The sequence below is a fragment of the Chrysiogenes arsenatis DSM 11915 genome (assembly GCF_000469585.1).
Taxonomy (GTDB): domain Bacteria; phylum Chrysiogenota; class Chrysiogenetes; order Chrysiogenales; family Chrysiogenaceae; genus Chrysiogenes; species Chrysiogenes arsenatis.
This window is the reverse complement of sequence record NZ_AWNK01000004.1, coordinates 121500-133527: the sequence shown is the minus strand read 5'-3', so window position 1 is coordinate 133527 and position 12028 is coordinate 121500. Positions and strand designations below refer to the sequence as shown.

Annotated in this window: 12 protein-coding genes and 1 pseudogene; 11 read left to right on the top strand and 2 right to left on the bottom strand. The window is 47.3% G+C overall.

Going from position 1 to position 12028, the window contains the following annotated elements:
• Positions 1–7 precede the first annotated feature (7 nt).
• Positions 8–913, bottom strand: a complete 906-nt coding sequence (locus P304_RS15900) for a phage antirepressor N-terminal domain-containing protein (RefSeq protein WP_051321328.1) — start codon at positions 911–913, stop codon at positions 8–10.
• 336 nt (positions 914–1249) lie between these two features.
• Here P304_RS15900 and P304_RS0102290 point away from each other — a divergent pair, with 336 nt between their 5' ends.
• The gene (locus P304_RS0102290) at positions 1250–1666 is read left to right on the top strand and encodes a hypothetical protein (RefSeq protein WP_027389223.1); all 417 of its coding nucleotides are present in this window, start codon (positions 1250–1252) and stop codon (positions 1664–1666) included.
• A gap of 332 nt (positions 1667–1998) precedes the next feature.
• Here the strand turns inward: P304_RS0102290 and P304_RS0102280 are convergent, their stop codons facing one another.
• Positions 1999–2478, bottom strand: coding sequence for a hypothetical protein (locus tag P304_RS0102280; protein WP_027389221.1), 480 nt, complete (start codon positions 2476–2478; stop codon positions 1999–2001).
• Between the two features lie 303 nt (positions 2479–2781).
• On the opposite strand from P304_RS0102280, the gene P304_RS0102275 reads away from it, so the two are divergent.
• The 10 genes and pseudogenes from P304_RS0102275 to P304_RS17660 form a co-directional block, all read left to right on the top strand.
• Complete coding sequence (locus P304_RS0102275; RefSeq protein WP_027389220.1) at positions 2782–3096, top strand: hypothetical protein; 315 nt, start codon at positions 2782–2784, stop codon at positions 3094–3096.
• Positions 3093–3287, top strand: coding sequence for a phage neck protein fibritin (locus tag P304_RS0102270; RefSeq protein WP_027389219.1), 195 nt, complete (start codon positions 3093–3095; stop codon positions 3285–3287). The genes P304_RS0102275 and P304_RS0102270 overlap by 4 nt, the downstream gene beginning before the upstream one ends.
• A 41-nt stretch (positions 3288–3328) precedes the next feature.
• Positions 3329–3904 (top strand): hypothetical protein, encoded by a 576-nt coding sequence (locus P304_RS13595; protein ID WP_201766904.1) that lies wholly within the window; start codon positions 3329–3331, stop codon positions 3902–3904.
• A complete protein-coding gene (locus P304_RS0102260) occupies positions 3905–5437 on the top strand; it encodes a hypothetical protein (RefSeq protein ID WP_027389218.1) in 1533 nt (510 codons plus the stop codon).
• Positions 5438–5487: 50 nt separating this feature from the next.
• A complete protein-coding gene (locus tag P304_RS0102255) occupies positions 5488–5916 on the top strand; it encodes a four helix bundle protein (RefSeq protein ID WP_027389217.1) in 429 nt (142 codons plus the stop codon).
• 225 nt (positions 5917–6141) lie between these two features.
• Complete coding sequence (locus P304_RS13590; RefSeq protein WP_051321327.1) at positions 6142–7143, top strand: reverse transcriptase domain-containing protein; 1002 nt, start codon at positions 6142–6144, stop codon at positions 7141–7143.
• Positions 7140–7655 (top strand): hypothetical protein, encoded by a 516-nt coding sequence (locus P304_RS0102245; RefSeq protein WP_027389216.1) that lies wholly within the window; start codon positions 7140–7142, stop codon positions 7653–7655. The genes P304_RS13590 and P304_RS0102245 overlap by 4 nt, the downstream gene beginning before the upstream one ends.
• Before the next feature lie 385 nt (positions 7656–8040).
• Entirely contained in the window at positions 8041–10086 is a 2046-nt protein-coding gene (locus tag P304_RS0102240; RefSeq protein WP_027389215.1) for a PAS domain-containing hybrid sensor histidine kinase/response regulator, read from the top strand.
• Positions 10083–11441: a sigma-54-dependent transcriptional regulator gene (locus P304_RS0102235; RefSeq protein ID WP_027389214.1), complete on the top strand. Its 1359-nt coding sequence runs from the start codon at positions 10083–10085 to the stop codon at positions 11439–11441. The genes P304_RS0102240 and P304_RS0102235 overlap by 4 nt, the downstream gene beginning before the upstream one ends.
• 474 nt (positions 11442–11915) lie before the next feature.
• Positions 11916–12023: pseudogene (locus P304_RS17660) on the top strand (LEPR-XLL domain-containing protein); the annotation flags it as partial.
• Positions 12024–12028 lie beyond the last annotated feature (5 nt).

The window sequence follows — 12028 nt, the reverse complement described above, 5'->3', positions numbered from 1 at the left end:
TGTTCGTTTATGCTGTCGTCGGTTGCGGCATGGTATCCTTCTTCCGCTCCTCAATCGTCGTGCTGATCATATCGATTGTTTTAGCATCCTTAACCTGCTTGGCTTTCATTGCCTTGTACTCTTGCAGCGCTTGGGCGGCCAGCGGCATTCCCTGCATGATGTGGGAGAAGAAGGCAAACAGCTTACTTGGCTGTCTGTCGTAGCGGAAGGCATCCATTCCGGAAACGCCGTGCTCGCTCATGTCACCAAGGTTGGCAAACTCATCAAGCGCGGCATCGAGCATCGCGCCCGGTGTGTCGCGCAATTTATCAAGGCGGTCTTTGTATTCGCCAAGGCCGTGTTCTTGCGCGAGGCGGTCAAGGTAGGTCATGGCTTCGTCAAACTTCGCTGACGGCAGTTCGGTGTAGCTGCCGAGTTTAAAGTGGTTATTGAACCGCCCCCAGATGGCACCGTAGCACTTCTTGGCCGCGCCGATCTGTTTGACGTACTGCTGGAGTTCGGATTTCTGTTCAGGGGTGATGGTCACGCGGGTGTTCACGGCTACCCCTTTGCCCCAGTAGTCGGCAAGGGCGTGGTAACATTCTTTTTGATATTGGAGTAGGCGTTCTTTGAGTTCGGGCTTAACGCGGTTGACGTCAACACCGAAGAGCCAGCCATTGAGTAGGTCGAGGGGGAGAAAAGTTGTTTCCTGTTCGCCACCTGCGGAGGGTGTTGCCATGATGGCAATACCTTGAGATAACACAGGCTGTCGTTGGATTCTTCTGAATTGCGCCGTCCAATCTAACCCAATCGCTTCGACGATGGGTTTCATGGCAACGTAGACCTTGCCGTCTTTTTCGGTGGTGAGTAATTCGTGGCCGTGAAAAGAAACGGGAACAACGTGAGACGTGGTGGAATTAACTGTGTGTGTCATGGCGACACCTCCCTTGTGTTCTGCGCCCTTACTAAAGGCGGGAGCTAGTAACTGCACAAGGACAGCAGACTTATTCGTGCGCAAGCGCCTTATTTCGTCGTACTCCCGCCGCCATAGGCAACAAGGTAAAGGAATGCCACCATTATAAATGATTTTCGGGCATAAAAATACCGCGCTTACGGGGCGTGATGATCCGCCTTGTGTTGGGTGTTACTAGCACCTATTGCGGCGGACACTAGCAGCAAGCGCGGGGGTTGTCAAATTTATTTTTAATCTTAGATTACAGGTTATATTCCGCAAGTACAGAATGAGGATAAAGTCATTAGGAGGGTGTCAATGGGGTTTTTTGACAATTTTCGCGCAGTTAATTTGCAAGCAAAGGTTACTGCTATCGTTTCCACATACCTTGCGTTATCGCATAAAGTTCATGTCGGCAACGATAAAAATTTTTCCAGTGATGACTTAGCAATACAGATAACCGTCCCCGCAATTAGAAGGTTTCCTGCTTTGTTTTCCCCAAAACATATTAAAATTAAACCAAACATATTGGCTATTAGCATTTTTGTGAATGCACTTGATTCCACCTCTGGCGAAACCTTTACTCAACTCACATACAGGCAAAAGCGAGTCGCTTGCGAAGCTCTCGGCATTATATTATCAGAGACGTATTTAGGCATAGACGATCACCCTGCGGAAATCGAACTACTCAGTACTGCACACGAATTTTATAGAAACATGCAGAATTCTTGGTAATGGTTGCTGTTAATACAGGTGCCTGTCAATTATTATTGTTGGTCTTGAAACTGTCTCCAGTCAACTTTCGGCTGTTCAGGAAACTTACTGCGGCATGCACTCCTGATTGCATAAGCCGCGGTATTGCTCGATACGCCTCTCATGGATTCAAGTATGCAGTCTTCGTAGGAATTGATTTTCGGGGTAGACCAGAAAACCGCATCCACAATCAGTGCTGCACCAATGAAAAGCAATCCTGTGATGATTATTTTAGCGTTCACGCTTCCCCATTCTCCACTCCAACGGTGGAATTGCGTTTGGACTTAATTAGCCATTAAAATGCGCAGTAGGCGTTAAAGTGCAAGCATCGAATATATCCCTATTACCATACACTCGTTACCATCCATATAGAGAGTGCCACGTCCTCCAGCATTGATTGATAGGATTGCTTCTATCATCATGCCAGGTCTGACGCATGCTGCTGTCTTAATATACATATCGTTACCAACTATCTTGTATAAATTGCTACTTTCTCTACTTACGCTTACTTGGTAGTTTCCTGCATTTTGATTACTTAAACCGTAAACACCTATCACGTCGCACTGTTTTTTTGAATTGGGAAAAATGATCTTGCCGCGGTAGCCTGCCATTTTAAGGATAGCGCCGGAATAATACTCATATTCGTAACAGTTTTGTGTGTGAATAAAAATATCCTTCCCAATAACCTCGTAACGGTCTTGGTCGTTACGGGTGATTGTAACTTCGTAGTTTCCAGCAACTGCAAATATGGATAGTCCAATAAATACTAGGAAGCATGTGGCCAAAATCTTCATACCTACCCCCCTTCAACTGTTAAAATCGTTGTTTCATTCGTGAACGCTAAGACGATTTCCGTAACGACTTGGCGCAATATAGTGGTGAATAGCATGAGAATCAAGCGATACTTGGCGTAGGCTCGACCAATGTATCACTACACTTCTGGCACCTTTCCCACTTCTGCCGCTTTTGCCGGATTTTCTGCAACGAATCAATGTTTCAAGCTCAACAATAACATGAGTTAACCCTATACTGAGATTGTCGAAAATCTATTTCAGGAGGTTCATTATGAACGTGGGGTACAAGAAATAGGAGGCGTTATGGAACCGATCAGACATAAGCGAGGGGATACGTTCATTTTGTCGAGCTGTCAACTACTGGATGATAATCAGAATCCTATTGATTTAACTGACTATGTTATCCGCTCACAGTTGAGGACAAAGAGCGGGAAATTGGTTGATACGTTACTGGTAGAAATCGCTGCAGACCATTTATCATACACGATGACGGCACAGCAGCCAGAATCATGGCCAGCAGAAAAGTTAGAATGCGATGTTGAATATACCAATCCTGATGGTGTGAGGTTCAGTTCACAAACATTCTATGTTGATGTCATGCGGGATGTGACGCGATGAGCGGAACTACAGCCACACCACAATCGTATAATACGGTCATCGAATACCGAAGCGAACGCATTATTGTTGCGGTATTTGGCGTTGGTGCGGGAAGTATCCGTGATGCTCCGCATGACGGAAAGCTGCATGCAAGAGTTGACGGAGAGTGGCGAGAGATACCACCGACGGTTTGGCAATCTACCAGTTGGTAATTTCAGTAAATCGATAATTGATACATTAGGAGGATATTTTTATGTCACAGCCATTTAATATTTTTAGAGAGACGGTTTTGCCGGGAACACTTGAGGCATATTCAATCTATTTAATTGCTCCAGCGGCACGGCCTGATTTTGTTGAAATGTATGTCACGGGTTCAAGTGGTTCTATCGTTAAGCGCGCAATCAATGCGGATGATGTTCAAAGCATGATTGATGCGTCTATGGTTAGCGGTGGTGCGAATAGCATTGAGATGGTCGCTGATATTACCGAGCGCGACGCACTGGTGGCTACGCTGGAAGCAAATGCGCTGATTCTTGTGCTCGATGCCAGCGCTGACGCCACGGTTACGAGCGGTTCGGCAACGTATGCTTATCGCCATAGTAATACTTCGCTTACGAAAATTAGCGAATCTGAATCTATGGATGTTGCGCTATCGTGGGCAAATATCACAGGTAAGCCGTCATCATCTGTGACTGACATTGATGATGCGGTCTCTAAGCGACACGCCCATACGAATGCCACTGAGCTGAACAAGATAGGCGAGTCCGGAGGACATATGACGTATGGAGGAAAACTCCCTGTTACTGGATGGAACAGCGTGGGGTGGTAAGTGAACGAGATAGTCCGCTTTGAAAAAGTGATTGGAACACTACCCGGAACACTGACGCCAAACACAATGTATTTTGTTCGCGTTGGTGCCGGATTCGATCTATACCTCACAGATACAACTGGCAATATTGCGCATAATCCAAACATACCAACCGCCCTTCAGAAAATCACCGAGTCAAACGGCTTGCCGCTGTGGAATGGCGAGTCGTGGCCGTCCCCCACTCATCTATGGCGTGATATGGGAACTGCTGGTGCTGGGATGGGGGTGTATCCACTGGCGCTACCGGCTAATATTTCTCTATTGTTCGGTACTACCGATCCCAATAGCGATAATTTTGGAAACTATATCTACAGCGATGGTTCAATTATCACATGGAACCCGAAGGGCTATTACCGTATCGGTCACGCTGACAGCCCTCGCTATGCTGTCTATGGCAATAATGCGATGGATATTAGATACGATTTCCCAGACGAAGCTACCGCCAATGCTGATGGATATGTGTTAGACCGCGCATTCATTGATGGTGGCCAGATACGTCCGGGATTCTGGTACGACAAGTACGTCAACTCAAAATCGACAGACGGACTCACGCACGGTAGGTCTGTTAAAAACGGCGTACCAATAAGTTTGACAACCACAACTACATACACACGCTCACAAGGCATGACTGGTTGTACTGGTATTCTCGCTGACGCAGTAGTGTTATCACGCGCTCGTGGTGCAGGATTTAACGCAAAAACGATTTTTCAAGAATCATGGCTGGCAAAGGTAGCACTAGCACAAGCGCAGTATAGTACGAGTACGACGCATTGCGCTTGGTATGATGCGGCAGGAACGACTAATTTTCCCAAAGGATGTAATAACGGCGCACTACGCGACGTGAACGACACAAGCATATTGTTCGTCACTGCTGGTGATGCGGGAGCTTCGGCCAAGCCGCTCGCTGGTTCTGCAAATCAATTCGCAAAAACCACACACAACGGTCAGAATTGCGGAATTGCCGACTTGAATGGCACCATGTGGGAAGTTGCGTTGGGCGTTACATTTTGGGGGTCATCTGCGACGAGTGCGACGCAAATACTGAATGGCAACTCATACGTGCTGAAACCAAGTATTTCAGTGAGTTCGTTGACGGGCGGCTGGAACACTGGAACGGATGCGTGGGGTAATGAAGCGCATATTTTAGGGCTGTATGATCTCGTAGAGGATTATTTACCATTCGGCGCGACGCAGGGGAGTTATGTCTATTTCGGCAACGGTACGAATCGTGTGTTTGATCCTGCTGCATCGGGGGCTGGATATCTGCGTACAGCAGCAGGAGTGCAGCAAAACAATGATGCAACGAGCGCAACAGGTACGAATTTGTTCGGAGGTGATGGGTGCTACAGACACAATCGTCACAATCTTTTTCCGCTTTGTGGCGGCGCTTGGTCTGATGGTTCCCTTGCTGGGGTGTTTGCGCGTTCTTGGAGTGGCCACCGCTCTAACGCGAGCCACAATATTGGCTTTCGGGCTTCGGCCTATGTACTGTAAAGTGTTAGGGGTGCGGAAGCGCCCCATTGTAAAGTAGCAGGGGTAAATATATGTCGCGCCACATTCCAAAAAACGAAAACCCACAAGCAACGATATTCCATAAGTGTAGGGAAATGATAAAGTTATTAAATATCCACTTGAACCATTTCCCAAAGCACGAAAAATATGCTTTGTGCAACGAAATTCGGAATGCGGCTTACGACGTTTACTCTCTTTTGGTTGAGTGCAAGAAACGGTACCACAACAAGACAAGCCTTACCAAGCTAGATGTAAGGCATGAACAGTTAAGGATGCTAGTTAATCTTGCCTATGAGTTGGGTTACTATGAGTTTCACAATAGCGCGTCAACGCGAAGCGAGAGCGAAGCAAATAGAAGGTACTCTGCTATTTGTGTTTACATCAATGAGCTTGGCGCGATGATTGGTGGCTGGATAAGAAACCTGAAAAGTGAAATTAACCTTGGGGTGGTCGATCAATAGGCTTTGTGGCGGCAATTGGAATAATGGTTCCATTGCTGGAGTGTTTGCGCGTAATTGGAATAACAACCGATCTAACACGAACAACAATATTGGCTTTCGGGCTTCGGACTATGATTCTATCCTGAAATTCTCTGGAAAAACTGGAAACATAGGGAGCGATCCATCCCGCCATTTTTGGCGAAATCTGCAAAGGCAAACGTTTTAGTACTGAAAGGGAAAATCCAAATGCCTAAACGTTTCGGTAATTTATATGACAAGATTTTTACGGTTGACAACCTGTTCGAAGCGTACCGGACAGCAAGAAAGAACAAGCGCAAGAAATTGAACGTACATCTTTTTGAGTGCGACCTTGGCGGTAACATCATGCGACTACATGAAGAATTGCATAGTGGGAACTACACACCACGACCGTACAAGAAATTCACTGTGCGCGAACCGAAGCCGCGTGAAATATCGGCACCGGACTTTAGGGATGTTGTTGTGCAACATGCTATTTATAAAGTGATTTTGCCGATATTCGACAAAACATTCATTCACAATAGCTACGGTTGCCGCAGAAACAAAGGAACTCACAAGGCCAGCGACCGCGCACAGCAATACTTGCGGGAATCGCCGCCCGACAGCTACACGCTTCAGCTTGATATTCGCAAATACTATTACAGCATCAACCGCGAAACCTTACGCAATCTTTTAGAAAAGAAAATCAAAGATAAGCGATTGATTGACCTGATTATGTTATTCGCCAACGGAGAGGGCAAAACTGGAGTACCAATTGGAAATTTATTATCGCAACTGCTGGCGCTGATATACCTAAATAAGCTCGACCATTTTATCCAGCGTGAGCTTAAAGTCAGCAAGTATGTGCGCTATGTTGATGATTTTATTTTGTTCGGGCTTAGTAGCGATCAAGCAAAAATGTATCTCAAAAAAATACAAGAATTTCTATTGCTGCAATTGCAGCTCACGCTTTCTAAGTGGGGTATTGCAAAGGTATCTCGCGGGGTGAATTTTGTTGGATTCAGAACATGGCGCAATATGCGTTTCGTGCGAAAACATAGCATGAAGAGTATGACGAAAGCGATCAAGCGCGGAAAAATTGAAAGCATTATCAGCATACTTGGTAACGCTCATAAAACATCTTCATTCAAATGGTTTTGCATGAGGATCAAGGCAATGCGCCCAGAGCTTATTTCAAAAATACCAAACTACAAGGAGTTATCCGCATGATTTACAGCTACAAGAAAACAATCACACCCGGACACAGCGGCACAGTTTATGATTTTCGTTCGCATGACATTGAAGGGGTTAAACTGTTAAGGGAAATAGACGGACGTCATTACGTGTATATTCCCGATTCTATTTCAGATATACCGGAACAACTACCAGAAATTGAATTTCAAGCGGATACACAGGCTGATATCTCGCTGCTGCTCGCACATAACCCTGAAATAATTTCACGAATCAGAGAAGAGGGTGAGCGCCGTCTTGCGGCTATCGCGCAGCCTTACGAACAAGGGGAGCGTGAAAGTTGGTTTGTGCAATTGGAAGAGGCGAAAAGTGGAGGAGGTGCGATGCTGGAAAGCATGGCACAGGCGCGAGGGGTATCGCTGGAATTGATGATTGAAAAAGTGTTGGAGAATAATCAACTTTATCGTGCGGCTGTGGGTCATATTCTCGGACAGCAACAGGGGATTATTGACCGTGTGAATGCGGGGGAGTTGAGTGCGTGGTGGGAGTAATTTTCCCATATTCTTCCCATAATTTGCAATGCGCTTTGAATGATTTTGAACGCCAAACCACCACAGACGTGTTCAATTCCAGTCAAAAAACACTAACAGGCGGGTTCAATCCCAGTATCGCCCACCACTAAACCCTTTGTAAATAAATGCTTTGCATTTTAAGTTTTTCTTGTTTTCCATATTTTTCCCACATTTTGTTATGAAACCGTCCTCCGGCTCTGCCCGCAGGGCGGTTAATTTTATTCCCATATAGGTGAATTTGTATCATAAGGGCACAACCCGTTATTAAACGCGGGAGTCGCTTTTCTACATGAATTTAGAATTCAGGTGGATCTAGGAACCTGAACGACAACACTCCCAGAGATCTAACAATAGGCACCCTACTATGGAACACAACGACCAGCAGATCATCAAGCAACTACAAGCACAGCTTGCAGAAAAAACGGCTCAACTACTCGAAGTTGAGAACAAACTGAAACACACCTATGACGAATTGGAAAGAACCATTGCTGAACAGCAGCAAACTGAAGAAGCACTGCGGGAGAGCGAGAGCAAATATCGCCTGTTAACCGAAAACGCATCCGATGTGGTTTGGCGGCTTGACAGCGAGTACCGCTTTACCTATGTCAGCCCGGCGGATGAGCGGCTGCGTGGTTACAAGGCAGACGAAGTGCTAGGCCGCCATGTGTTTGAGATGTTTAACGAAGACGGTATCGCGGCCATCAAGAAAATGGCGCAACAGCGGCTTGAGGCAGAACGGCGCGGGATCTATACCGATGTTATCACTTTTGAGGCGGAGCATCGCTGTAAGGATGGGAGCTGGCTGTGGGCAGAAATTCGCTACTCGGCAGAGCGTGACGTAGATGGGAAAGTGACTGGATTCCATGGCATTACGCGGGAAATCACCGAGCGCAAACTCGCAGAGGATGAGACCCGCCGAGCCAAGGCCGTGGCCGAAGAGGCCAGTAAAGCTAAGAGCCAATTCTTGGCCACCATGAGCCATGAGATACGCACACCGCTGAATGCCCTCGTGGGATTCAGCACCCTGGCGCGCAAAGCGACGGATCCCGCGAAAATCAATCAGTACTTGTCAATCTTAGAGCACTCATCCCGTTCGTTGATGGATCTCGTGAATGATATCTTGGACGTCAGCAAGATTGATGCGGGGCGGCTGGAGCTTGAGGCGATGTCTATTCATCTTCGTCAATTTCTCGCCAGCCTCGAAGAACAGTACCATCATCTGGCCGCTCAGAAAATGTTGACTTTTCGAGTGACGGTAGACGACAGAATTCCAAGCTGGGTTTTGGGCGATCCGATCCGTCTGCGCCAGATCCTGACCAATCTGCTTGCCAATGCGGTGAAATTTACCGAAAACGGAGAAATATCCTGCACCATTAGTCGCCACGAAAACGGCACCGATCAACTTATTCGTTTTGAAGTGCGAGATAGCGGCATCGGCATACCCGCTTCCTTTCTAACGGATATCTTTAGCCCTTTTCGCCAGCTCGACCCAACCATCTCGCGTAAGTTTGGCGGCTCCGGTCTTGGTTTGGCAATTGTCCACAGTTTGGTGAAATTGATGAAAGGAACAATAGCGGTAAAGAGTACCGAAGGGGTCGGCAGTTGCTTTATCGTCGATCTGCCACTGCAGGAAACGGAGCCACTATCCGAAAAGCTTTTTGCTGTGCCGGTAATGCTTGAGCCATCTGAGATTCTGGTCGTCGAGGATAACCGTTTTAACCGGCAGCTGCTGGGTGACATTCTCACCTCATGGGGACACTTGGTGACGCTGACGGAAAATGGTCATCAGGCTCTGGTACTGGCAGAGCAACAGCCTTTCGATTTGGTCTTGCTGGATATCCGTATGCCAGGCATCGATGGCATTGAGGTTGCTCGCAGGATCCGGCAGCGAGAGCAGGAGCGTTCGCAAACAGCGGTGCCGATAATCGCTATTACCGCCGATACCGATATTGCAACCCGCGAAGCCTGTCATATGGGCGGTATCAACGCGGTGTTACAAAAGCCATTGATCCCAGACCAGCTGGCACGAGTCATTGCGACACAGCTTGAAGGAACAAAGAGCATCTCCCAAAAAAATATCCCGCAGCTAACGCAGCAAACCCTTGTTGGCCTGAGCAACAACCCTAAGCGTATTGATAATTTTCAACAGATATTAGTGACGGATATTGCCAACGAACTCCAGTGCTTGCGGAATTCACTTGCGCAGGGTGACCGGAATGAATTTCGCCGGGCGGCTCATACCTTAAAAGGGCTGTATGGATATATGACCAAACGGCAGCCGGTGGAATTAGCGAGCTGGCTGGTGCATCATGCCTCCGTTGCCTCAACTGGAGAGTTGTGGCAGATAGTAGAGCAGCTTTCAGCTATTGAGGCAGAATGTCCTCAGCGACTTCAGGAGTATACCGAATGAACCTTGCCTCACGCATACTGGTGGTCGATGACACGCAAAGCTTCCGTTTCATAGTGAAAGCGTTTTTGGATGATGCCGGTTATCAGGCTACCTGTGCCGCTGGGGGGGCTGAAGCGTTGGCGGCCTTGGAGCAGACCTCATTTGACCTCGTGTTGTCTGATATGGTCATGCCTGAGATGGATGGACTTGATTTACTGCATCAGATACGCCGCCGTTATCCCCTGCTCCCCTTTGTGCTGATTACCGCTCACGGCAGCGTTGATAATGCCGTGGCCGCCATGAAAGACGGAGCCGATGATTATCTGCTGAAACCGCTAAACTGGGAAGAGCTGCTGATTGTGATAAAGCGCTTATTGACCAATGCCAAGATGCGGGCTAACTACGACCGGATGGTCAATTCTGAACGCGAGCAATACAGCTTTCACACTATTAACTCCGTTTCGTCGGTCATGGGGGAAGTCCTTGCTGCTGCTCGGCAGGTAGCGGCGTCCCCTCGCACTACTATTGCCATCTATGGCGAAAGTGGAGTGGGTAAAGAGGTGCTGGCGCGCGCCATTCATGTTACTTCCGGACAGAATTTGACCAATTTTGTTGCTGTAAACTGTGCTGCTATTCCAGAAACCTTGCTCGAAAGCGAATTGTTCGGCCATGTGAAAGGGGCTTTTACTGGCGCCGACCGTGAGCGCGAGGGAAAGTGTGGTCGGGCTCACGGTGGCACCCTGTTTCTCGATGAGATCGGCGATATGCCGCTGTCGTTGCAACCAAAGTTACTGCGTCTGCTGGAAGAGCGCGTCTATGAAAAAGTCGGCTCGGATCAGCTCCTATCCGCCAACTTCCGAGTTATTGTCGCTACGCACCGCAGTCTCGAACAATGCTGCAAACAGGGGAGTTTCCGCAGTGACCTCTACCATCGCTTAAACGTTTTTCCCATCACCATTCCTCCCTTGCGTGAACGGCGCGAAGACATCCCGCATCTGACTGATTGTTTTCTGGAAATTTTTAGACAGCATCAGGGTAAACCGCAGCTCGGCCTTTCACAGGCGGCACTTGACAAACTACTTGCCTACGACTGGCCCGGCAATATTCGTGAGCTACGCAACCTGCTTGAGTATGCCGCTATTACTTCTAATGGCGACCTGATTCAACCAAAGCACCTACGTCTGCAACCGTCAGATGAATCCTGCCATGGAGAGCTGGGTGATGGGCGTATCTCCTTCGGTTTCAACTTTTCCCCGGAAGAGTTTTCCCTCGCTGCCGTGAATCGACAAGTCTTGAGCTGGGCGCTCGCTCAGTGTAACAACAATAAATCCTCTGCCGCCCGCCTACTAAAAGCATCCCGCAAGCTGTTTTACTGATTTTACTTTCTCTTCGATCTTTTAAGTTGTCCCAGTGTGGACAATCTGTCCCTCGTGGGGCAACTCTAGCTTATCGTATCCTATTAACTTGTTAAAATTACATTCGTTGCATATTTGGCATAGATTTCGCTCCTACTATGCTCGCTAGCTCATTACTGGATACATATTGTCCGGATTTGGACAGGTGTGTTTATGTGATGGTGTCACAGACGGAAAGTTAGCGTGGTGAATCATCCTTGTAAAATTATCGTTTTAAGGAATTCCTATTATGGTTTGTGACTAGCTGATTTCTTATGCAATTAACTCACTGTGGCGGATTCCTAGGTGCTTTATATATAGATGAAATCGTATTTTCGAATCCGTTTTCCCTACACTTCCTCGTAGAGAAATGTTAGTACATTTTCTAATGTAAATCATGGATACAAGCCTCATTGATTCTGCTCGGTAATTCTGTTCTTAGGTGAGGACTATATTATGATAACTCGATCAAATTTTGTAAAAAAACAAATTGAGAACTCTTTCCGAGTAGAAAATCTAGAGCCGCGTATCCTGCTTTCGGCAGATCCAGTATTTGCTCCAGCTCAAAT

Bases quoted from the DNA above. Each gene is read 5' to 3' on its own strand.
- P304_RS15900 (WP_051321328.1), bottom strand. From the start codon at position 913: ATGACACACACAGTTAATTCCACCACGTCTCACGTTGTTCCCGTTTCT.
- P304_RS0102290 (WP_027389223.1), top strand. From the start codon at position 1,250: ATGGGGTTTTTTGACAATTTTCGCGCAGTTAATTTGCAAGCAAAGGTT.
- P304_RS0102280 (WP_027389221.1), bottom strand. From the start codon at position 2,478: ATGAAGATTTTGGCCACATGCTTCCTAGTATTTATTGGACTATCCATA.
- P304_RS0102275 (WP_027389220.1), top strand. From the start codon at position 2,782: ATGGAACCGATCAGACATAAGCGAGGGGATACGTTCATTTTGTCGAGC.
- P304_RS0102270 (WP_027389219.1), top strand. From the start codon at position 3,093: ATGAGCGGAACTACAGCCACACCACAATCGTATAATACGGTCATCGAA.
- P304_RS13595 (WP_201766904.1), top strand. From the start codon at position 3,329: ATGTCACAGCCATTTAATATTTTTAGAGAGACGGTTTTGCCGGGAACA.
- P304_RS0102255 (WP_027389217.1), top strand. From the start codon at position 5,488: ATGTCGCGCCACATTCCAAAAAACGAAAACCCACAAGCAACGATATTC.
- P304_RS13590 (WP_051321327.1), top strand. From the start codon at position 6,142: ATGCCTAAACGTTTCGGTAATTTATATGACAAGATTTTTACGGTTGAC.
- P304_RS0102245 (WP_027389216.1), top strand. From the start codon at position 7,140: ATGATTTACAGCTACAAGAAAACAATCACACCCGGACACAGCGGCACA.
- P304_RS0102240 (WP_027389215.1), top strand. From the start codon at position 8,041: ATGGAACACAACGACCAGCAGATCATCAAGCAACTACAAGCACAGCTT.
- P304_RS0102235 (WP_027389214.1), top strand. From the start codon at position 10,083: ATGAACCTTGCCTCACGCATACTGGTGGTCGATGACACGCAAAGCTTC.